Source organism: Actinokineospora diospyrosa (assembly GCF_024171925.1).
Classification (GTDB): Bacteria; Actinomycetota; Actinomycetes; order Mycobacteriales; family Pseudonocardiaceae; genus Actinokineospora; species Actinokineospora diospyrosa.
This window is the reverse complement of record NZ_JAMTCO010000006.1, coordinates 381942-405065: the sequence shown is the minus strand read 5'-3', so window position 1 is coordinate 405065 and position 23124 is coordinate 381942. Positions and strand designations below refer to the sequence as shown.

Below are 23124 nucleotides of genomic sequence, written 5' to 3'. Positions count from 1 at the left end.
CAGCGTCCTCCACCCGGGTCAGACCGGACGTCGACTCGGAGAACAGAGCGGCCAGCATCCTTGATCCCTGGGTCAGCCGCCGCGCTGGCCGGGCCGACCACGCGAACGCCTTGCCCACGGCGGCACCAGACGACCGTTCATCCCGGCGCACGGGTGCGGCTGCCTTCGTCGTCGCGTGAACGCTAGTTGCGACCGTGGAGCAGGGCCTTGTCGACGGTGGTGGTCATGGTGAGGACGTTGAGCAGGCCGGTGATCTCGAGTACTCGGTGGGGTGAGCCGATGTGGTCGGCGACGATGATCATGGGGGTGGGGTTGTCGTTCTCGTGGATAGCGACCAGGGCCGCGACCCCGGCGGAACCCATGAAGTCGACGTCGGTGAGGTCGACGATCAGCTTGTGGTGCGCGGCGTTGTGGGCTCGGTCGAGGGCTTGGCGCAGTTGGCTGCCGGTGAGGAGATCGATGTCCCCGGCGACCCGCAGGACCACGGCGTGGTCGACGGTCCGCACCCTGGTCGAGAACCGCCTCATGCTCGATCGCCTTCCACGGTGATCGCGGCGGCCTGCCGCCGCGGTTCGGCGGACAACCTACTCGTCCCGGTGGCGTCGAGCCGGGAATGTGACCGGAGACCGGTCACTCAACCGGGGCGGCGGAAGCGGGCCGTGAGCGTGGTGTGACCATCGGTGTGGGTGACCGCCATCGTCTCGGCGAGCGACTTGATCATCGGTAGGCCCCAGCCGTGGGAGACGCCAAGACCGTCCTGCGCGGGTCGCCAGTGGCCGTGGTCGAGCACGGTGACCACGATGGCGGTGCCGAGCAGTTCGACCGAAAGCCGCACCTCGCCGGTGGTGTCGCCGCGGTAGCCGTGCTCGATGGCGTTGGTCACCGCTTCGTCAGCGCACAGGACCACGTCGTCGAGCACCCCACCCGCGACTCCGTGTCCCGCCAGCCACTGTCGGAGGCTCCGTCGAGCGTGGGCCACACTGGTCGGCTCACCGGGCAGGCTCATCGAGAACAGCGCGGAGTTGCCCGCGCCGGGGGGCACCATCTGGTTCACCGGCCGCACCGGGCGGCAGGGGGTGATCGCCGCGCGAGTACCCACCCGCCGGTCACGACCGCGTCCCCGGAACCCTGCCCCTCGGGTTTCACGGCGCCTCGCCGGTAGGCGGTACGCGTAGTGCGAGCAGGGCGGTGTCGTCGCTGGCCCAGTCGTGGGTGTGGTGGGCGATGGCGTGGTTGAGGCGGTCGATGGTGGCCGCGGCGGTGAGGTCGTGGCAGTCGGCGAGAGCGTGGATGAGGCCGTTGTCGCCGAACATGGGGCCGCTGGCGTGGTCGGCGCGGGCCTCGGTGGCGCCATCGGTGTAGAGCAGCAGTGTGTCACCGGGGTTCAGGTGGAAGGCGACGTCGACGAGGTCGACGGTGGGCAGGATGCCGAGGAGGGTGCCTGGGGTGCCGAGGGGTTCCACGTGGCCGTTGGCGTGGCGCAGCAGTGGCGGTGGGTGCCCGGCCAGGCACAGCAGGCCGGTGAGGCCGTCGCGGGTGACGCGGAAAGCGAGGTGCACGGCGGTGAGGAAGCGGCCGTCGTCGCGCTGGGCCATCAGCGCGGAGTTCAGGCGAGTCAGCACAGCGGCGGGTTCGGGGTGGTGGCTCGCTTCGGCGCGCACGGTGTAGCGGGCCAAAGCGGTGACCTCCGCGGCGGCGACACCCTTGCCGCACACGTCACCCAGGACCGCGTGCCACTGGTCGTCTTCGCCGCGGAACAGGTCGTAGAAGTCGCCGACCACGGCGATCCCACCGCCCGCCGGTACGTAGGAGGCTGCCGCCTCGACCCCGGGGACCTGCGGCAGCAGCGGGGGGAGCAGGCTGTCTTGCAGACTCCGAGCCAGCCCCGCGCTCAACTCGTGGGCGGCGACGGCCTCGGCGAGGGTTTGGCGCATGCTGATCTCGGTGCTGACCGCGCGCGCCAGGGTCGCCAACGAGGCCAGCACCGCCGGTTCCCACGGGTGCGGTCGGTCGTCGATGACGCACAGGCTGCCCAGGACCCGGCCGTCGCGGTCGAGGATGGGGTGCCCGGCCCAGGCGCCGATGTTCATCGGCCGCACCGACGGGTGGTCCCGGGTCCGCGGATCGTTCGGGGCGTCTTCCACCGCGAACGCGTCGCCCAAGCCGACGAGGAAGTAGCAGAAGCTTTCCCGCACCGGGTTCTGCCGGTCGGGGACCTCGTGCAGGTCGACCCCGATGCAGGCCTTCCAGAACGAGCGCCGCTCGTCGACCAGCGTCACGAACGCCCGGTCGCACCCGGTCAACCCGGCAGCCAGTGACGCGAGGTCGTCGAACGCCGCCTCCGGGCCGGTGTCGAGCAGACCCGTCGCCCGCACCGCGGCCACCCGGACCGGATCCGACAGGGCCGCGGGCAGGCCGTCCTGGCGCACTCCGCTGGGAAACACCACAGTCCCAGCTCTCACAACAGCTCGGCCCTTCCCAGCCCACCATCGATCGCGGTGGGCGAACAGCCACACACTACAAAGTGGACTACCCAGTGCCAACGCTCCCAGTACCCGGCACTGCCGACTCGCGGATCCTCCGCTCGACGATCTCCGACGCAAGCGCGCTGCACGGCCGCGTCCCACTCCCCCTCGTTGTCGTCCCCGACCGTCCCCTGGTCACAAGCCCGCCACGGTGATACCCACAGCGCTCGCTCGTCACACCTGCAGCGTGGTCGGATTCGACACTCACCCGTTCGCGAACGGGTGAGTCACCAGGACCGGGTCTTGTCTTGACGGGCGACGGCTGGTCGTGCGGATCGCCGGTGTGCTGCGCACGTTGTGCGGTCAGGGAGAAGTCGGATCACGTCAACGTCCAAACCCGCTACGCCACCGTCACCGGCCCCCGACAGCGGCGTTCGGTTCGCCTCGACACGTGACCACCAGGCGGGTCAGTCGCCATCCGACGGCGCGGGGAGGCGGACGGTGCCGCCGAAGAACTCGTCGACCTTGCCGATCGCCGACATGAACTCGTCGAGGTCGGCGGGCTTGGTCACGTAGGCGTTGGCGTGCAACGAATAGCTGCTCACGACGTCGTCGTCCGCGGCGGAGGTGGTCAGCACGACCACCGGGATCGAGGTCAACGCGGGGTCGTCCTTCACCTGCGCGAGGACCTCGCGGCCGTCCATGCGCGGCATGTTCAGGTCCAAGAGGATCAACTGGGGCCGCGGTGCGTCGTGGTACTGCGCTTCCCGGCGCAGGAACGCCACCGCGTCCACCCCGTCGTTGACCACGTGCAGCCTGCTGCGCTGCCCGTGCAGCTCGAACGCCTCACGGATCATCAGGATGTCGCCCTCGTCGTCCTCCACGACCAAGACCTCGATCGGAGCTGGCGGCAGGTCGGTGGAGTCGCCGCGCGCTGTGGTCTGGTCGGTCATGAGAGCTCCTGGATCCTGGGCGGGCAGGACGGGGCCGAGCCGGTGAATCGTGTCATGCCGCGCGGCGCGCTCCAGCGGCGACTGAGCGCCGGGGGTGGGCGAGCGTCCGTGTCACGCCCGATCGTGTCTTCGGTACTACGGTGATACCCACTAGACGAGGAACGGACAACACATGACCGCGGCACCTGGCCAGTACTCCTCCAGCACGGCTTCCGGGGTCGCCGGGCGGGCGGAGGAGGACCTGCGGGCGCTGTTCGGGCAGTCCATCGCCCTGTTCGCCTCGCTCTCGGGGCCCGCGCACCTGGTGGAGACCGCGAACCCGGCGTTCTTGGCCACTGTCGGTGCGGGCCGCACCGGGGTCCCACTCGTCGAGGTGAGGCCCGAACTGGCTGGTCAGGGCTTCATCGGCCCGCTCGATCAGGCGTACCGCACCGGCGAGTCCCACACCGGCCGCGATGTCCGGCTCGTGCTCGACGCCGGTCCGCACGCGCGGGAGGCGTTCTTCGACTTCACCTACGAGCCGCGACGCGACGCCGAGGGCAGCGTGATCGGGGTTCAGGTGATCGGCGTGGAGACCACGCAGGTCAAGCACGCCCAGCAGTTGATGGTCGAGCAGATCGCCCTGCTCGAGCAGATCGCCCGGCAGGCGCCGCTGACCGAGGTCCTCGACGGGATGGCCCGGTGCATCGAGAACCTCACGCCGCAGGAGGTGCTCGTCTCCGTGCTGCTCGCCGACCCCGACGGCGCGCACCTGCGGCACGGGGCCGCGCCCAGCCTGCCCGACTTCTACAACCAGGCCATCGACGGGATCGCCACCGGCGAGGGGGTCGGCTCGTGCGGCACGGCCGCCCACCGCCGGGAACCGGTGATCGTCACCGACATCACCACCGACCCGTTCTGGGCCGACTTCCGCGACCTGGCCGACCGGGCGGGGCTGGCCGCGTGCTGGTCCACGCCGATCCTGGCCCGCGACGGGAGCCTGTTGGGCACCTTCGCGATGTACCACCGGGTCCCGCGCGTCCCGCAGGACTTCGACCTCGCCCTGGCCCGGGTCTTCGCGGGCACCGCGGCCCTGGCCATCGAACGCCACCACGGCGAGCAGGCCCGCCGGGACGCCGAAGCCCGCGCCGAAGCAGCACGTGCCGAGTTGGCCGAGGCGATCCGCACGGAACGGGAACTGCGCGCCGAGGCCGAGCAGCGCGCCACCGCGGCCGCCGAACTGACCGCCCAGGTCCGCGCCGCCGCGGACCTCCAAGCCGCCCTGCCCCACCCCGAACACTGCCAACTCGGCGGCGCCAACGGCTGCACCGCCCCAGCCGAACTCAAGGTCGCCGACTCCTGGGGCGACGCGGGCTGGGGCTGCCCCACCCACGTCGAGGAAGCCATCGTCCACGTGCGGTCGGCCTTCATCGCCAGCGAAGAACTCGGCGGCCTCACCGCCTACATCAACCGCCGCCCCGGCTGAGCGCACCAAACAACTCCAGACCGCGCCGCCCGCCGGTCAACGTGGAGCTACCGAAGAGGTCTTGGCATCGCGCCACGCTGCCGGGCAACGATCCGAAGCCCCCGCGGCAGACAACGTCGAGATTGAGACGAAAGCCTTTTGGGGCACACAATGATCGAAATGGCAACCCCGGAACACCGGCAGGATGACACCGGCAGAATTCCGTGAGGGCCCGACCAGAATAATCGAAGAAAGGTAAATCTCCGCCCTGGATGCCTCGAACAGCCCTCTCGTGACGAGCACTGCTGGCGTCCCGGTCGAAAGTAGAGCCAGGTCAAGCGCCTCGCGCGATCGGCGATCATAGCGGAAAGCCGACACGCCCGGAAGTGCGCGAACCTCCAGAGGCGCACCACAGGCTAACCAGTCCAATGGCCAGGCCGGCAAGCGCCCACTCCATTTAGGGGATTCTCGGCACGTTCTCCGTGTGGTTGAGTACCGCACTGTTTGCAGTGATCTGGGGCGATTCTCACTGGGGTGAGGTAATGCGGGACAAATCACAGGTTCATCACGTCCACCTTCCACCGACCCGGCTGTTGCTGTTCGCCCTGTTGGTGGCCATGGTCGCCTCGGCACTCGCGGCCATCGCGCCTGCCCCGTCGGCGGCCGCGGCGTCGAAGCTGCCCGCACCACCTCGGGAGAAGGTGATCGCACACCAGGTCGTTCCGGTGAACACCGGCCGGACGGTGCAGGCGGCCCAACCCACCTCCCGTGCCGGGACGACGTGGCCTGCCGCGGGGGTCGCCGAGGTGGTTCTCGGCACCGAGGCAACAGCGCCCGGGGGTAGGAACGCCGCCGAACGCGGGGCGAGCAGCGCGCGAGCTCGCCAGGCCGGGGCCTTGCCAGTCCGGGTCGCGGCTGGGCCCAGCGCCAAGACGCCGAAGCCCGCGGTGCGCGTGGAGGTCGCCGCCCGTTCCGTCGCCGAGCGCACGGGAACCGCCGTGGTCCTCGCAGTGCGCCCGTCGGCCGGTGACATCGACTCCGCGACCGTGTCCCTCGACTACTCCTCGTTCCGCCACGCGGGTGGGGCTGACCTGGGCAGCAGGCTGCGCCTGGTCCGGTTGCCCGCATGTGCGTTGAGCACACCCCAGGTCGCTTCCTGCCAGACCCGGACGCCGGTGCCCTCCAGCAACGACGTCGCCAACCAGACGGTGACCGCCACGCTCCCGATCACCGCCGAGGGCCGCGACCGCTCAGCGGCAGGCGCGACCGTGTTGGCGGCCGCCGCCGACGCGGATGGCAGCAACGGCGCGTTCAGCGCGAGCTCGCTCAGCCCGGCCAACACCTGGGGCGTCACCGGGAACACCGGTGGGTTCACCTGGTCATACCCGATCACCGTGCCGCCGATCGCCGCGGGCACGTCGGTCCTGCCGTCGATCAACCTGGGCTACAGCTCGGCGAGCGTCGACGGCCGCACTGCGGCGACCAACAACCAGGGTTCCTGGATCGGCCAGGGGTGGTCGTACTCCCCGGGCTACATCGAACGGACCTACCGCTCCTGTGCCGACGACACGACCCTGCCGCAGGCCAGTCAGACCGGTGACCTGTGCTGGGCCGGGCACATCGTGTCGATGAACCTGGGTGGTCGCGCCACCTCGTTGGTGCGCAACGACGCCGACGGCAGCTGGCGCCCGGCCTCGGACGACGGGACCCGGGTGGAGTTGCTGACCGGCGTGGCCAACGGCGCGCGCAACGGTGAGCACTGGCGAGTCACCACGACCGAAGGCGTCCAGTACTACTTCGGGCGCGACGCCGGTCCCGGCCGCACCAACCAGGACACCACCGGTTCCACTTGGACGGTCCCGGTCTACGGCCCCCGATCCGGGGACCCGTGCTACAACGCCGCGGGATTCGCACAGTCCTCTTGCGCACAGGCCTGGCGTTGGAACCTGGACTACGTCGAGGATCCCCACGGCAACGCGGCTCTGTACTACTACACGCCGGAGAGCAACTACTACGGCGCCAACAAGGGCACCGCTGGCGTGAAGTACACCCGCGGTGGCGTGCTCAAGCGCATCGACTACGGGATGCGCAAGGTCTCGGGTTCGGTCTACGGCGCCGTCCCGGCCCAGGTCGGGTTCGACGTCGCCGAGCGGTGCCTGCCCGCGGGCGGATTCACCTGCGACCCGGCGCAGTTCACCGCCGCGAACGCGAGCAAGTGGCCGGACACCCCACAGGACCAGCAGTGCCTGGTTGGTGCCACCTGCAACAACCACGCTCCCAGCTTCTGGTCCACCAAGCGGCTGACCACCATCACCACGAAGTACGACGTCGGCGCGGGCCCCAAGACCGTCGACAGCTACGCGCTCACGCATGCCTTCCCGAGCACGGGCGACCCGGAACTGCGGCTGGACGGCCTTGTCCGCACCGCCCACGACAGCGCGGGCGTCGGCACCGCGATGGCGCCGGTCACCTTCACCAGCCAACTCCTGGACAACCGGGTCAGCGGGTACAACAACCAGCCTGCCATGGCCCACTGGCGGCTGACCGGCATCAACACCGAGACCGGCGCCCACTACCTGGTCTCGTACCTGCCGGTCGAGTGCACGGCGAGCACGGTGCCCGCCGCCCCGGCGACCAACACCAAGCGCTGCTACCCCGTGTACTGGCACCTGCCGCTCAACCCGAACCCGGTGCTGGACTACTTCCACATCTACCCGGTGAGCCAGGTCCTGGTGCAGGACGGCAACGGCCTGTCCCCCACCCGGCGGTCGGACTACGCCTACCTCGGCACCCCGGCCTGGCACTTCGACGACAACGAACTGGTCAAGCCCGCGCACCGGACCTACGGGCAGTTCCGCGGCTACGCCCAGGTCGAGGTCCGCACCGGGGACCCGAGCTTCACCGGAAGCGGGGCCCCGGACGCGCAGCGGCTCACCAGGACGACCTACTTCCGCGGGATGCACGGCGACACGCTGCCGGGCAACCAGCAGCGGACGGCATCGGTCACCAACTCGCTCGGCGAAACCTACGTCGACGACGCCCTCTTCGCCGGTGTCGCGCACGAGGAGCAGACCTTCCTCGGTTCCGGCGGCGCCCAGTTGAGCACCGCTGTGACCGAGCCGGTGAAGATCGCCACCACCGCGACGCGCGCCCGAACGGGGCTGGCCGCAGCCACCGCCGACATCGTGCAGACCGCCCGCACCCGCGAGATCACCAATCTCGCCGCGGGTGGCGTCCGCACGACGTCGGAGATCCACCGCTACGACGCGCTCGGCCGCGTGGTCGCCACCACCTCGGCCGCGGACGCCACAACCGACCAGTGCGCCACGTTCGCCTACGCCGACGACACCGCGGCGTGGATCCGCGATCGGGTCGCGCAGAGCTGGAAGTCCACCGCGGCCTGCCCGACCACCGGCCCGGTCACCGCGCCCGCGCCGGTCGTCGAGTCGACCCGGCAGTACTTCGACGGCCAGAGCACCCTCGGCGTGGTCGCCGGTCGCGGCAACCTCACCAAGACCGAAACCGCCGTCGCCAACGCGACCGACTTCCAGACCACCGACACCGCGACCTACGACCTCACCGGTCGGGTGGTCTCCCGCAAGGACGCACTCCTGCGTGAGGCAACGACCGCCTACACCCCTGCCGAAGGCGGCATCCTCAGCCAGTTCACCACCACGAACGCGAAGAACCAGACCGCGACCGTCACCCTCGATCCCGCGCGTGGATCGACCACCGCGATGGTCGACGTGGCGGGCAGGCGCACCGATGCCACGCACGACAGCTTCGGCCGGGTCACGGCCGTGTGGAAGCCGGGTCGTTCCAAGGCGGGCGGCGAGAGCGCCAACAGCGAGTTCAGCTACCTGCTGCGCGCCGACGGGCCGCTCGCGGTGACCTCGCGGGGCCTGGTCGACTACGGCACGGGCACCAACTACGTCACCAAGATCAGCCTCTTCGACGCGTTCGGCCAGCAACTGCAGACCCAGGCCGACGACCTCAGCGACCCGACGGGCGTGAGCAACCGGGTGGTGAGCCACCTCAGCTACGACTCGCACGGCCAGGTGATCCGCAGCCAGAACCGCTACGTCACGACCGGGATCCCCGGTACCGCTGTCATCTCGGTCCCGGACGCCTCGGTCGACGACCGGACGGTGACCTCCTACGACGCCGCGGGCCGGGTCATCCAGACAGCCGACTACCAGGGCACCACGCTCAAGGCGACCACGACCACCGTCCACGGCGGCGACCGGGTGACGGTGTTCCCGCCCACCGGCGGCGTCACCAAGACCAGCATCACCGACTCGCGCGGCCGGGAGGTCGAGACCCGCAGCTACCAGACCCAGCCCACCGTCACCGGGAACGTGGTCTCCGGCGGGACCGCCGTCAGCACGACGTTCCGCTTCGACGCGGCGGGACGGCTGGACCGCAGCACGGACACGGCGGGCAACAAGTGGGAGTTCGAGTACGACTACCTGGGCAGGCAGACCGGGGTCGTCGACCCGGACGCGGGCCACTCGACGCGCGCCTACGACCTGGCCGACCAGATCACCACCGCCACCGACGGGCGCGGACAGGTGCTCAGCTACGACTACGACGTGCTGGGCAGGCGCCTGGCGGAGTACAGCGGGGCCGCACCGGCCACCAGGACCAAGCTGGCTTCGTGGGTGTTCGACACCGCACCGGGTGGCACGGGCCAACTCGCCTCGACCACCCGCTTCACCGCGGACGGCAACTACCAGGTCGGGGTCAGCGGCTACAACGCGCTCGGGCTGCCGCAGAACAACATCGTGTCGGTCCCGTCGCAAGAAACCGGCCTCAACGGCCTCTACACCACGACCTACTCCTACACCACCACCGGCCACCTGACCGGGATCGCCCTGCCGACCAAGGGCGGCCTCCCCGGTGAAGCGCTCGCGATCAAGCTCAACCGGTACGGGAGCCCGACCGAGACCTACAGCAACGTGTGGGACTACGTGTCCGGCACGAGCTACAGCCCGGTCGGCGAGGAGTCGCAGTACCTGCTCAGCTCGGGTTCGAACGCGGGCACGCTGACCTTCGAACGCGACCCGCGCACGCACGCGATCAACCACACCAACCTCTCGGTGCAGCGGGCCAACCCGCTGGTGGACGACCTCACCTACACCCGAGACCCGGCGGGCAACCTCCTCAAGATCGTCAACACCCGCGGTGGCGTACCCGCGAACACCAGCCGCACCCAGTGCTTCGGCTACGACGCCCTGAACCGGCTGTCCACCGCGTGGACGGCGACCGACGGGTGCGCGGGCCAGCCGAGCACCACACCGGGGGCGACGAACGTCGGCGGCCCGGACCCGTACTGGACGTCGTGGACGTTCACCGCGAACGGCCTGCGCACCGGCCAGACCCGGCACGGCATCGGCCAAGCGGACACCACCACGACCTACACCTACCCCGCCGCGGCCGGTGCCCGCCCGCACGCGCTGACCTCGACCTCGACCACGGGCCCCGGTGGCAACACGGGCAGCAGTTTCGCCTACGACAACGCGGGCAACACCACCAGCCGCGACATCAACGGCACCGTCCACACCTTGACCTGGACCGAGAACAACCGGCTCAAGCGGGTCCAGTCACCCGCGGGCGACACCACCTACACCTACGACGCCGACGGCACCCAGCTCGTCCGCCGCGAACCGGGCAAGGTGATCCTCTACCTGCCGGGCCAGGAGTTCGCCCGCGACACCGCGACCGGCACGATCACCGGCACGCGGTACTACACCCACAACGGCACCAAGGTCGCCCGCCGGGTGGGCAGCGGTTCGCCGGAGTACCTGCACGGTGACCAGCACGGCACCGCCCAGGTGTCGGTGTCGGCCGTGGGCTTCGCGGAGACGCGCCGGGAGATGGACCCCTACGGCAACCCGATCGGCGCGGTGCAAGGCGGCCCGTGGGCGGACAACCACGGCTTCCTGGACAAGCCGACCAACGCCACCACCGGCCTGGTCGACGTGGGCGCCCGGCAGTACGACCCGGCGCTCGGCCGCTTCGCCTCGGTCGACCCGGTGCTGGACCCGGCGGACCCGCAGTCCTGGACCGGCTACGGGTACGCGAGCAACAACCCCACGACGCACTCCGACCCCACGGGCCTGTTCTGCGACGGGTGCGCCGCCGGTTCACCCGCCAACACCAGCGTCGGCTGCTCGACCGGGCGCGCGGTGTGCTCGTCGGATGCGGAGCGGCGCGAGGAGAAGGAGGTCGAGGAGTTCCTGACGGGCAGGAACACCGACCGGTCGAAGCAGCCCAAGATCGCCGACGTCGTCGTCCCGACCTTCAAGGAGCTCAAGGAGCGCTACCCGCTGCGCGACTACCAGGAGAACGAGTACGGGCTCGCCATCCACCACTGGGCGGAGCGGATCTGCGGCGGCGGCAGCATGACCTCCGGGCCCGAGGCGTTCTGCCTCGAGTCCTTCGCGCAGGGCCTGCTCGACACCGACAACCAGGTGCTCCTGCAACTGCTGCCCGGCTACGACGCGTTCATGTGCCTCTCGGGGCAGGACAGCGCCGCCTGCATCACCGCCCCGCTGGACTTCATCCCGTTCGGCAAGCTGAACAAGTTCGCCAAGTCCCTGGTGCGCACCGGCGAGCGCGCCGTGCTCTCGGAACTGGCCGAGAGCTACGGCAAGAACATCATCCCGGCGGCGTGCAACAGCTTCGTCGGTGGCACCCGGGTCCTGATGGCCGACGGCAGCACCAAGGCCATCGAGGACGTCGAGGTCGGCGACGTGGTGGCCAGCGCGGCACCGGGCGGCGCACTCGAGTCGCACGCGGTCACCGCGCTGCACATCACCGACAAGGACACCCGCTACGTCGCTCTAGGTGTCGGCACCGGGGAGGTCGTGGTCACCGACCACCACCTCGTGTTCGACTCGGCCAAACGTGTCTGGGTGCGCGCGGACGAACTGGTCGTGGGCGATCCCCTCCAGTCGCCCGGCGGTGGTGCGGCGGTCACCTCGACCAGCGTCCGCACGATGGTGGCGCGCACCTACGACCTGACCGTGGACACCCGGCACACCTACCACGTGTTGGCGGGCGACACCCCGGTCCTGGTGCACAACTGCCTGACTGTCCTGCGCGACTGGACGAGCAAGCGGTACATGTTCGGCAACCAGTCGTTCCTGCTCGACAAGCGGGGGATGGACCACATCCTCACCCGCCACCACCCGACCTACTGGAACGGCTCGGTGAAGGCGACGCAGACCTTCCTCGACCGGAAGATGTCGGTGAACGACGTCCAGGACACCGTCAGCAACGTGCTCAGCCAGAACCGCGACACGCTGGCCACCCGCGGATCCCGCGGCATGTACCAGGTCCGCGGCAAGGTCAACGGCCAAGAGTACGTGGTTGGCCTCAACAACGGGCGAGTCGGCCAGTTCTACCCGGTACCCTCCACACCGTGATCGAGGTCGAATCCTACCTCCGGCTACCGGGCGGCGAGTTCCGCCCGGTAGCCGGGTGTGCCTGGACACCACCGGTGCCGACGCACATCGAGGGCGCCATCGAACTGCGGCTCAACGGCAAGGAGATCATCGACCAGTCCATGTGGGACTACGTGGACCAGCTGTGGGCCTACATCGTCACCATGCTCGAAGAGTTCACGACGGCACCGCGGGTGTCGACCTACTTCCCCGACCAGCCGATCGAGCTCTCGTTCGAGGCGAGGCACGGCCGGGTCGAGGTGACCAGCCGAGCGGGCGCGGCCGTTCGGCGGTCCAGTGTGGACCGCGGGGACTTCGTGGCCGCCCTGAAAGCCGCGGGAGACAGGTTCTTCGCCGACATGGCCGAGGTGGCACCGAGGAACGCGGGAGACTACTCGCTGCTGCGGGCGAGGTTGGCGGCCGCCTGCCCGGACGCGCCATCCAGGTGACCCGATCTGGCACGGCTCCGTTGTCGCTGACGAGCAGTGCGCCGAGGCTGGGAAGTGGCGGCGGACCGACCGCGACCGGTCCTGGCGGGCTGAGCTGGGGCGAAAGGGTAGACGGTTCGCCGGGCGTGGAAAACGGGGTGAGGAGTACGCGGGACGGGAGTAGCGTCGATCGGCGTGATTGCTGTGAGCGCGGGCGATGACCCGGCGGATGGTTGGTTTCCGGAGAGTGTGGCGGCGGGCTATGACGGGCCTGGGGGTGCGAACGGGGCCGAGGCGGTGACGCCGGTGGTGGATGTGCTGGAGGGGTTGGCGGATGGGCCGGTGCTGGAGTTCGCGGTCGGGACCGGGCGGATCGCTGTGCCGTTGGCGGGGCGGGGGGTGTCGGTCAGCGGGATTGAGTTGAGCCGGGCGATGGCGGCTCGGATCCCGGGTAGGCCGGGTGGGGACGCGGTCGCGGTCACGATCGGGGACATGACGTCCACGCGTGTGGATGGCGAGTTCTCGTTGGTGTACTTGGTGTACAACACCATCAGCAATGTGACCACACAGGACGGACAGGTCGAGGTCTTCCGCAATGCGGCCGCGCACCTGCGGCCGGGTGGGTTGTTCCTCATCGAGGTGGGGCTACCCGACCTGCGCCGACTGCCACCCGGGCAGGACGTCGTGCCCTTCGCGATCTCGCCGGATAGTGGCTACGTGGGGTTCGACCAGTACGACGTCGCCACGCAGGAGTTCACGTCGAACCACGTCACCGTGTCGCCGGACGGGACGGGGCGGTTCCTCCGGGTTCCCTTCCGGTACGCGTGGCCCGCGGAGATGGACCTGATGGCCCGGATCGCGGGCATGCGCCTGAAGCACCGCTGGGCGGACTGGGACCGCTCGGAGTTCACCGCCACGAGCACCAAACACGTTTCTATCTGGGAGAAGTGAGCTCAGCCTGCAGGTCGCGCATTCGTCGTAGCGGCGAGAAGAACACCCAACCGACCGCGAGCCACGCACCCAGGGCGGACACGAGCAGAACCGGCCGCAGGCCCACCGCGTCGCCGAGGAGGCCCGCGAGGAGACTCCCGATCGGGATCACGCCGCGGATGGTCCAGCGGATGGCGGCGTTCATCCGGCCGCGCAGCTCCGGCGGGCAGACCGACTGGCGGTAGGTGATCTGCAGGACGTTGTACAGGACAACGCAGGAGCTGTTGGCGAACAGTCCAATGGAGACCATGAGCACGCCGGGGCCGTTGGGGGCGAACGGGATCAGCGCGGTCAGCCAGCCGACGGAGAGCTTTCCCAGCCAGAGCAGGCGGGACTCCCCCACGCGGGCGGCGAGCCGGCGGACGAGCAGTCCCCCGACCACTCCCCCGGCGGCGCCGATCCCCAACACGATGCCCGTGGTCGAACTGGACGCGCCCAAGTCCCGCACGAGGAAGACGACGACCAGCGTGGTCGTGATCGCGTCGAAGAAGTTCGCCGTGGCGCTGCAGGCGACCACGCGGCGCAGCACCGGGTGGTTCCAGGCGAACCTCAGCCCACCCAGCAGCTGCTCCCGGACGTCCAGCTTCCGCGATGGCGCAGGACGGTCCTTGGCCCGGATGAACAGCAGCGTCGCGGCGCTGACCGCGAACGACACGGCGTCGATCAGAAGCACGCCCGTGACAGGTACCAGCAGGATCGCCAGTCCGGCCAAGCTGGGCCCGACCACGGCGGCGACAGCGTTCGTCGTCGCGATCCGGCTGATGCCATCGGTCAATCGGTTCGTGGGCAACAACTCGGGAACGTAGCTCTGCCAAGACACCTCGAACACCACGGCGAACGTCCCGAGCAGGAACGCCACCACGACCAGGTGCCCGATGTGCAACCCACCGAGCACCGCCGCCACTGGCACCGCCGCAGCCACAACACACCGGACAACATCGCAGAGCACCATCAGCCGCCGCTTCGCCACCCGGTCGACCAGGGCACCCGCCGGAAGCGGAACGAGCAACCACGCCACTGTCGCGGCGGCACCGAGCAGCCCGACTTCGGTGGTCGACGCGTCCAACGCGGTGACGGCGATCAACGGCAACACCAAGACCGTCATGGCCGACCCGAGATCACTGACCGTTTGACCGGTCCAGAGCGACATGAAGTCGCGGTCCCGCCACAGCGACCCGTGCGCGGTGGACGAATCAGCGGACGTCTTCCCACTCACGGTGCTCCCCCATCGCCATGACCGCTCCCGAGCCAGTCTGGGGGTGGTGGCCGCTCAGGCGGTCGCGAGATCGATCACCTCGCCGCGCGCAGCAGGAGGTCGAGCAGGTCCGGGTACGGGAGCCCGGCCGCGGCGAACATCTTCGGGACCTGCGATGCCTCGGTCATACCGGGCATCGTGTTGACCTCGTTGAGCACCGGTCCCGATGCCGTCAGGAAGAAGTCGACGCGAGCCACGCCGCGGCAGCCCAGGGCCTGGTAGACGCGATGAGCGGCGGTGGTCAGCGCTGTCGACTCCTCGGCCGAGAGCGGGGCAGGGACCAGGAACTCCGCTTCGCCGCCGTACTTGGTGGTCGTGTCGAACAGGTCGCCGGTGACCACGACCTCCAGCGGTGGCCCGGTCAGGAAGCCACCCGTGGGGGTGTCGAGGATCGCGATGTCGATCTCGCGGCCGGTCACCACGTGTTCGACCAAGACGCGGTCGTCGTGGTCGAACGCGGCATCCAGGGCGGGGCGCAGGTCAGCCGACTGGCGCACGAGCCGCACGCCGAAGCTCGAGCCCGCGGCGACCGGCTTCACCACCACCGGCCGCTCGAAGACGACCTCGTCCCCCGCCGTCACGAGCCGTCCCGGTGCCGTGCGGACACCGACCGCCTCGGCCACGAGCTTGGTCGCCCACTTGTCCATCGCCAGCGCCCCCGCGCGCGGCGGCGACCCCACATAGCGCAGGCCCGCCAACTCGCACAGCGCCGCGATCGCGCCGTCTTCCCCCAGCGGGCCGTGCAGCAGCGGCAGCACGACCTCACAGCGGGCCAGCACCGGCAGCGCGCCCGCGAGGCTGGACGCGGGCGACGTGCCGAACGGCAAGCCCGCGGCGTCGCACCAGACCCCGTCGCGGCGGATCGTGAACGCCACCGCCTCGTACCTCTCCGGGTCGAGCGCGGTCCGGGCGGACGCGGCGGAGGCCAGCGACACCTCGTGCTCGACGTTCTGGCCACCGCCGATCACAGCCACCCTGGTCCGCTGCGCCACCACACGCTCCGGCCCGGTCCACACAGACTCCGCCCTGGTCAACGCATACCCCACTCCAGTAGACCCCACTCCAGTAGGCACCGACTCGGCCCCCGTCATCGCACGCTCCGCCCCACCCGGTGACCGATGCCGGTCACGATCTCGTGCGGGATGGTCCCCGCCCACGCCGCCCACTCCTCGACCGCCGGTTCCGCCCGGCCCGGGCCGAACAGCACCGCCTGGTCCCCCGGTTCGACCGGCACGTCACCCACGTCCACCACGGTCTGGTCCATCGAGATCACCCCGATGACCGGGCACCGCCTGCCCCGCACCAGCACCTGCGCCCGCCCCGAGGCCGACCGCGGCAACCCGTCGGCGTACCCGAGCGGCAGCAGCGCCAGCGTGGTCGGGCGACCGGTCACGCCCGTGTGCCCGTACCCGACGCCGACCCCCGCGCCGACCCGGCGGACCTGCGCGACCGGCGCGGTGAGCCGCAGCGAGGGCCGCAGCCGGGTGCTGCCGGACGGGTCGATGCCGACCAGGCCCGCGCCGATGCGGACCAGGTCCAGGTGCGCGCTGGGGTCGGTGAGCGTCGCGGCGGTCGCGGCCAGGTGCCGCAGCGTCGGGCGCAGCCCGGCCTGTTCGGCCAGCGCGACGCCGCGGAGCAGGGCCGACTTGCCCTGGGCGTTGCCGGGGTGCCCGGGTCGGTCGGCCATCGCCAGGTGGCCCATGACCCCGACGACGGTGACCCAGCCCGCCACCTCGGCCCGGCGCGCGGCGGCCATCAACCCGGCCCACTCCTCGGGCGCCGCGCCGTCGCGGGCCATGCCGGTGTCCAGCTGCAGGTGCACGCGGACCGGGTGCCGGGGCTCGGCGGCGACGATGGCCGCCAGGTGGCGCCCGCTCGGCACGGCCAGGTCGATCCGGTGCCGCAGCACCGTCGGCACGTCCACCTGCACCGGGTTCAGCCAGCTCAGCACCGGCACCGTCACCCCGGCCGCGCGCACCGCGACCCCTTCGGCGACCGAGGTGACCCCGATCCACGTCGCGCCGTTGGCCACCGCCGTCCTGGCCACGTCCGCCAGCCCGTGCCCGAACCCGTCCGCCTTCACCACGGCCAGCACCGCCGGGGATCCAGCCCGCACGAACCGGCGGGTGTTCTCGGCGACGGCGGACAGGTCGATGGTCAGCGTGGCCGCGCTCACACCGCCACCGGCGCGTACAGGGCGTGCCGGGCGCCGGTCATCAGCGCCCAGTAGCGGTCGCCGTAGGACCAGTGCCACCACTCGGTGGGGTAGTTGACCAGGCCCGCGTTCCCGAGGACGCGGGCGAGCAGCGTCCGGTTCCGGCGCGCCTCCCGGTCCACCTCGGCGTGGAAGTAGCACGCGCCGCCGCTGATCTCCGGGGTGTCGTCGATCCGCGTGCCCAGCCACAGGTCCGCGCCGTCGCGGTCGACCAGGGTCAGGTCGACGGCCGCGCCCGCCACGTGCGGCGCGACCGCCACCGGCGCGACGAACCGGCTGTACAGGCGGGTGATCTCGACCTCGTCGGCGTCCGGGTGCGCGGACCGCAGTTCGCCGGTGTAGTGGTCGATGATCGCTTGTTGGTCCACAACGGACCGGTGCCCCTCCACCACGCGCAGGTCCACACCGGCGGGCAGCGCGGCCCTGGCCAGCACCAGCCTGCGCGCCAGGCCCGCGCGGACCACCACAGTGGACGCGAAGGGCAGTGGGACCAGGGGGTCACCGTTGTCGACCACGCGCACGGCGTGGACGAGCGGATCGGAGAGCAGGATCGCCATGCCGCCAGATGCTAGGAACGGCGCGCCGGTCCCCGAGTCGTCCGGAAGTACGGGGTCGATGACCGAACGGCCGACCCCCGCTGACCGATCGGCCGACCCCTGGCCAGGCGGTCGACGTCAGCCCAGGACGCGCGCCACGACGCGGGCGGCGTCGGCGACCAGGGCGTCGGATCGTTCGGCGCCCTGCTTGTCCCGGCTGGTCAGCACGACGATGACGATCGGGTGGCGCCCCGGTGGCCACAGCACGGCGATGTCGTTGCGGCCGCCGTAGTCGGCACTGCCGGTTTTGTCGCCGACTGTCCATTCTTGGGGGACACCGGCTCGGATGACGTCCTTGCCGGTGGTGTTGGCGCGCAGCCAGTCGACGAGGAGGGTGCGGTCGTCGTCGGCCAGGGCGGTGTCCACAGCGAACTGGCGGAGATCGGTTGCCAGGGCGGGATCGTCCACCACCGGAGTGGTTGAAGTGCTCGACAGCGGTGTCTCGGTCTCCGCTGGAGGTTGACTCGGCGATGACGAGCACCCTGCGAGGGCAACCACGACCGCCACGACCCACAACCGCCTGCGCACGCCGCGCGAGCTCCCCGTCACCACTTGGCTACTTGAGGTCGGAAGACACCAGGTCAGTCGAGACAAAACTCGTTGCCTTCGACGTCCTGCATCACGATGCAGGACTCGTTGTCTTCATCGGCTGGCAGCAACTGGACGCGCGAGGCACCGAGTGCGATCAGCCGCGCGCACTCGGCCTCGAGGGCGGCTAGGCGCTCCTCCCGCACCAGCCCGGTGCCGACCCGGACATCGAGGTGCACCCGGTTCTTGACGACCTTGCCCTCGGGAACCCGCTGGAAGTACAGCCGTGGACCGACGCCTGCCGGATCCACGCAGGCGTACGCCGCCCCTTGGCGCTCGGGGGGCAGCGTGCGGTCGAACTCGTCCCAATCAGCGAATCCCGGCGGTGCGGGCGGCAGGACGTAACCCAGCACCTCGCACCAGAACCGGCCGACGCGCGCGGGTTCCGCGCAATCGAACGTGACCTGAACCTGTTTGACCGACGCCATAAGCCCACCCTAGTGGCGTATGTCGTCACGCGCCGAGGGAATAACCGGCGGTACCCGTCCGGCACTGAAGTCGTTCAGCAGAGCTAGTGGCGCGACCCAGAACGTCGACCCACTAGGAACTGGTGGACGGCGGCTTCGGCCTCGGCCCTGAGTTGGGGCGGCGCCGGGGGCTGTTTGCCCAGCAGGGCCCGGATCTGGTGGTCGCGGACCAGAGAAGGACGCCGCGCGGCGCCCGGTGTGCAGAACCGGGCGCCGCGCGGAGTGGTGATCAGCAGTTCGGAATCGTGGCGGCGGTACTGGTCAACGCGGCAGCGACGTAGTCGGTGTCGGTCAGCCGGTACCAGACGTTGCTGTTGTTGACCGTGCTACCGGTGGTTTTACAGCTGATGGCCAGGGCGCGACCGTTGGGGGCGGTGTACATGACCGTGCTCGAAGCGGAGTTGGTCCCACTCCGGACATTGGCGCCGTTGGAGGAGTTGACGGTGCCCGCGTAGGGACCACTTCCGGCGTAGCGGCCGTAGTTGTAGAGCGTGCCGCCGTCCTGAACCTTGGACGTGCCGTGGGTGGCGTAACCGTCGTAGTTGGACCCGTTGGTGTGGAACGTCCAACCACCAATGGTCTTCCCGATGACAGACTCGAACGCGAGGTTGTTGCGATCACCAGAACGAAGGGTGAAATGAACGTGCGCGCCGTTGGCACTGCCGCCGCAGACGGTGTTGGTGCCTGCGGTACCCAGCGAGTAGCCGAGATCCACGGAGGTGCCATCAGCCGGGAACCCACTGCGCTGGTTCAGGTGGTAGTAACCCGTCGTGTACCCGTTCGCATGCACGATGAGAATCAGCGCGGTCTGGTTCGAGTTGGCGTCAACACAAGCGCGGTAGATCTTGCCCGCCGCTGCCGCCCGGATCTGGGTACCACTACCCCCGAAGTCCAGCGAACTGTAGAGCGACCCTTGCCCGTCGTTGGCGTGCGGGCCGCCACCCCACCCAACGCTGCTTGAGGCATTGACCGGCAACGCAAGCCCAGTCTCCACCGACCGCGCTGCGGCCCCCGGCCCCGCAGCCGCGCGGTTCTGCTTGAACAACGCCTTCTCTTCCGCGCTGACCACGGAAGTAGGAGCCTGACGAGTCAAGCTCACGAACGTTTCACTACCAAGAACCCCGACCTGCCAACGACCGGCCACCCGGTGAGCCACATACAAACTGGCATCCGGCGCATGGTCGTTCGCGTCACCCGGGATCGTGGCAGCCCCGAACGACCACTCCGACACCGACCGCCGAGGCTCAACCACGGCCTCCCGCGCCAACGCCGCCACCCCGCGCTGGGCAGCGACCACAGGCCCCCGCTCAGCGAGCAAGGTGTCGGTAACGCTCTCAACAAGCCCGGCCTGCTGACCGGCCTCGGCGGACAACGGAACAAACGCAGCAGTAGCCGCGGCCACGGCAAGCGCCACAGCGGCATACCTACGAGGGTGGGGACGTTTCATCTCTGGGACTCCGGCCATACGCAGGGCAAGACACGAACCACGGCGCGGACCGGACATGACCCCACCGAGCTCGTTCTTGTTTGTCAGGGTGTGCGAACCCCGAAACTAGCCGGCAAATCCCCACCACCTCAACCCTTCTGTTCCGCGTCAGCAGTGGGCGCCATTACCACCCGAAACCACAGTTCAGGGGTCCTCCAGCGAAACAGTTTTCAACAGCCGCAGGAACTCACCGGTGCCACTCCACCCCGCCGAGTCGGCCCTGCCACCAATCCCTGAACACCCGGAAGCCGCCGGGTCCCGCCCGCCCCCCGCGCAAGATCATCTGCCGCAAGAGCCCCCGATATACAGCCTAACGAGGAGGCCTGACAGAACCGGGGCAGCGATCAATGCCTGTGGACACCAGAACACGTTGTGGATAACCACCCAACCGGCCCCCGGACACCCGGACCCAGCGGTGCCAACCCAACTGCCGCCAGGACGAGCCCAGCCCACCTGCTCAGCGCCTGGACAGTCGGACCCGTCGGTGCCAACCCGCCTGCCGTCAGGTCCGCCCCAGCCACCTACCCAGCCCCTGGACACTCGGAAGATCCGGTGCCATCCCAGCCCGCTCTCGCCGACGCTGCCAACCCAGCACCTGGACAGTCGGACTCGCTGGTGCCAACTGCTCGATGGGGTGGACCTGTTTTGTGTGGGGGGACGGCACCCGTAGCGTTTCCGCGCGGCAGGGCCAGTCTTTTCGGCCCCTGCTTTGCGGTTCTGCCACGGGTGTCGTAGGGGCCCCGCACAAAACAGGTCCACCGCATCGAGCTTTTTCGCATTGTCGCGGATCGGGCCCGATGTTGCCGCCAGGCAACGAGGCGTCCGATCCCCGGGTCGCCGAGCTCGCCGCCAGGCGACGAGGCCGACCCGCACGCCGCGAAGTCGCAGGCGAGCCGACCCCATTACCCCTATAACCCACCCACATACCGGTACCCCACCACTCAATAGGGGTTCACAAACCCAAGTAGACGATCACAAGCCTCAAACACGAATCGGTACCGCATACGCTCCCGCACCGTCCACCCAGCACGCCCCTTGACCGCCAGAGCCGTTGGCGCTAAAGCGATCCATCGTGGACCACCGCTACTCCGCTCGGTGCACAACAGACCTCCTAGGACACCGGCAGCGACCGCCGCGGCACGCCCGTGCTCCCTTTGGCCCAATTTGCCCACAATAGGTGCATTGAGCGCGCGCCTCATGGTTCACTCGAATCGCACGATCGGGAGTGAACGGACACACCGCCCACACCAACTGGGCGACCTCCAGACACATCGGCGTCCGCGTCGATCACCCACCGCGACAACGGTTCCCGTGGTCTCCACGGCAACGCGTCGTTAACGGGCTCGACATCGAAGTCGGCCCAGACCGCCATTCCCCCGCACACCAGCACCCCTGCGAGCACGACCAGGTGTGGCGCTTTGTAGCGCCCACCGGGCGCCGCGGTGGGTGCAGCCAACCAACCTCGGAGAGGTGGACCTCGCCTTGTACGACGTCATCATCGTCGGTGCCCGGGTCGCCGGTGCGCCCACGGCCATGCTGCTGGCCAAGCACGGGCACCGCGTCCTCGTGCTGGACCGGGGCTCCTTCCCCAGCGACGCGGTCTCGACCCACTACATCCACCAGGCGGGCCTGGTGCAGCTGCAGAAGTGGGGGCTGCTCGACGAGGTCGTCGCGGCGGGGACCCCGGCCATCCGGCTGATGAACTACCGGCACGGCGACATCGACCTGATCGGGTTCGCTGACCCGATCGAGGGCATCGATGCCGTCTACTGCCCCCGGCGGACCGTCCTGGACGAGATCCTGGTCAACGCGGCGCGCCGCGCCGGGGCCGAGGTCGTGGAGCAGTTCACCGTGACCGACCTGGTGTTCGGCGAGTCCGGCGAGGTGCTGGGCGTGCGCGGGCGCGAGGGCGACGGCGAGGTGCGCGAGCTGCGGGCGCGGCTGGTGATCGGCGCCGACGGCACGCACTCGCAGGTGGCCAAGCGGGTGGGCGCCGAGCTGTACAACGTGCGGCCCGCCGCCGGGTTCATCTACTACTCCTACTTCTCCGGTGTGGACGACTGGGGCCTGCACCACAAGACCGGCTTCAACCACCGCTGGTTCGGCTCCTGGCCGACCAACGACGGGCTGACCATGGTCGCCACGATCTGCGCGCTCGACCAGCTCAAGGAGTTCCGCACCGACCCGGAGACCGCCTTCCAGGCCGTCATCGACGACGTCGAACCCGCCATGGGCGCCCAGTTCCGCGACACCGCGCGCCGGGCGGAGCCGCTGCGGCCGATGCGCTACCCGGACAACTACTACCGCCGCGCGCACGGCCCGGGCTGGGCGCTGGTCGGCGACGCCGGCTACCACAAGGACCCGATCACCGGCTGGGGCATCACCGACGCGTTCCTGCACGCCGAACTGCTGGCCGACCGGGCGCACGAGGGCCTGGCGGGCGAGCGGGCGATGGCCGACGCGCTGGAGGAGTACGTCAAGATCCGCGACGAGATCAGCGCGGGCGTCTACGACTTCACCACGGTCATGGCCTCGATGGAGCTGCCGCCGTTCTTCGACGCGGTGCTGCGCGCGATCGGCAAGACCCCGCACTGGACCAACAAGATGCTCGGCCTGATCGCGGGCGGCGTCGAGGACCACGAGATCTTCTCGCCGGACAACCTCGAGCGCATCTACGAGGACGCGGGCTTCCCCGAGGCCAAGCGCATCTACGACCCCACCGCCTGAGCGGCAGCCCGTTCGGCCCCCTTTCCCGCTCTCCTTCCCCACCCGCCCGCAAGCCCGATCTC

At 69.9% G+C, this 23124-nt stretch carries 16 protein-coding genes; 5 read left to right on the top strand and 11 right to left on the bottom strand.

Translation table 11 applies throughout. From position 1 onward, the window contains the following. Positions 1-182 precede the first annotated feature (182 nt). The 4 genes from LV75_RS13280 to LV75_RS13265 all read right to left on the bottom strand — a co-directional run bounded on the left by LV75_RS13280 (position 183) and on the right by LV75_RS13265 (position 3418). Positions 183-527 (bottom strand): STAS domain-containing protein, encoded by a 345-nt coding sequence (locus LV75_RS13280; protein WP_253887181.1) that lies wholly within the window; start codon positions 525-527, stop codon positions 183-185. A 107-nt stretch (positions 528-634) separates the two neighbouring features. After that, the gene (locus LV75_RS13275) at positions 635-1099 is read right to left on the bottom strand and encodes an ATP-binding protein (protein WP_253887180.1); all 465 of its coding nucleotides are present in this window, start codon (positions 1097-1099) and stop codon (positions 635-637) included. 43 nt (positions 1100-1142) lie between these two features. Further along, positions 1143-2444 (bottom strand): PP2C family protein-serine/threonine phosphatase, encoded by a 1302-nt coding sequence (locus LV75_RS13270; protein ID WP_253887179.1) that lies wholly within the window; start codon positions 2442-2444, stop codon positions 1143-1145. A gap of 488 nt (positions 2445-2932) precedes the next feature. Then, a complete protein-coding gene (locus tag LV75_RS13265; protein ID WP_253887178.1) occupies positions 2933-3418 on the bottom strand; it encodes a response regulator in 486 nt (161 codons plus the stop codon). Between the two features lie 172 nt (positions 3419-3590). On the opposite strand from LV75_RS13265, the gene LV75_RS13260 reads away from it, so the two are divergent. From LV75_RS13260 to LV75_RS13245, 4 genes are all read left to right on the top strand, one after another. Next, on the top strand, positions 3591-4883 hold the full coding sequence (locus LV75_RS13260; RefSeq protein WP_253887177.1) for a GAF domain-containing protein: 1293 nt from the start codon (positions 3591-3593) through the stop codon (positions 4881-4883). Positions 4884-5404: 521 nt separating this feature from the next. Beyond that, positions 5405-12292 (top strand): RHS repeat-associated core domain-containing protein, encoded by a 6888-nt coding sequence (locus tag LV75_RS13255; protein ID WP_253887176.1) that lies wholly within the window; start codon positions 5405-5407, stop codon positions 12290-12292. Continuing rightward, a complete protein-coding gene (locus tag LV75_RS13250; RefSeq protein WP_253887175.1) occupies positions 12289-12759 on the top strand; it encodes a hypothetical protein in 471 nt (156 codons plus the stop codon). The genes LV75_RS13255 and LV75_RS13250 overlap by 4 nt, the downstream gene beginning before the upstream one ends. A gap of 183 nt (positions 12760-12942) precedes the next feature. Next, a complete protein-coding gene (locus LV75_RS13245; RefSeq protein ID WP_253887293.1) occupies positions 12943-13689 on the top strand; it encodes a class I SAM-dependent DNA methyltransferase in 747 nt (248 codons plus the stop codon). On the opposite strand, the gene LV75_RS13240 is transcribed toward LV75_RS13245, so the two are convergent. From LV75_RS13240 to LV75_RS13210, 7 genes are all read right to left on the bottom strand, one after another. Next, on the bottom strand, positions 13673-14944 hold the full coding sequence (locus LV75_RS13240) for an MFS transporter (RefSeq protein ID WP_253887174.1): 1272 nt from the start codon (positions 14942-14944) through the stop codon (positions 13673-13675). The two genes, LV75_RS13245 and LV75_RS13240, sit on opposite strands and share 17 nt — an antisense overlap. Positions 14945-15018: 74 nt before the next feature. Continuing rightward, positions 15019-16074, bottom strand: coding sequence for a D-alanine--D-alanine ligase family protein (locus LV75_RS13235; protein ID WP_253887173.1), 1056 nt, complete (start codon positions 16072-16074; stop codon positions 15019-15021). Further along, positions 16071-17159: an alanine racemase gene (gene alr, locus LV75_RS13230; RefSeq protein WP_253887172.1), complete on the bottom strand. Its 1089-nt coding sequence runs from the start codon at positions 17157-17159 to the stop codon at positions 16071-16073. The genes LV75_RS13235 and alr overlap by 4 nt, the downstream gene beginning before the upstream one ends. Further along, the gene (locus LV75_RS13225; RefSeq protein ID WP_253887171.1) at positions 17156-17755 is read right to left on the bottom strand and encodes a M15 family metallopeptidase; all 600 of its coding nucleotides are present in this window, start codon (positions 17753-17755) and stop codon (positions 17156-17158) included. Before LV75_RS13225 ends, alr begins: the two co-directional genes overlap by 4 nt. 117 nt (positions 17756-17872) lie before the next feature. After that, a complete protein-coding gene (locus LV75_RS13220; RefSeq protein WP_253887170.1) occupies positions 17873-18202 on the bottom strand; it encodes a serine hydrolase in 330 nt (109 codons plus the stop codon). Between the two features lie 173 nt (positions 18203-18375). After that, the gene (locus tag LV75_RS13215; RefSeq protein ID WP_253887169.1) at positions 18376-18810 is read right to left on the bottom strand and encodes a VOC family protein; all 435 of its coding nucleotides are present in this window, start codon (positions 18808-18810) and stop codon (positions 18376-18378) included. Between the two features lie 268 nt (positions 18811-19078). Next, entirely contained in the window at positions 19079-19948 is an 870-nt protein-coding gene (locus LV75_RS13210) for a M23 family metallopeptidase (protein ID WP_253887168.1), read from the bottom strand. Positions 19949-21805: 1857 nt separating this feature from the next. Here LV75_RS13210 and LV75_RS13205 point away from each other — a divergent pair. Next, positions 21806-23062: an NAD(P)/FAD-dependent oxidoreductase gene (locus LV75_RS13205; protein ID WP_253887167.1), complete on the top strand. Its 1257-nt coding sequence runs from the start codon at positions 21806-21808 to the stop codon at positions 23060-23062. Positions 23063-23124 lie beyond the last annotated feature (62 nt).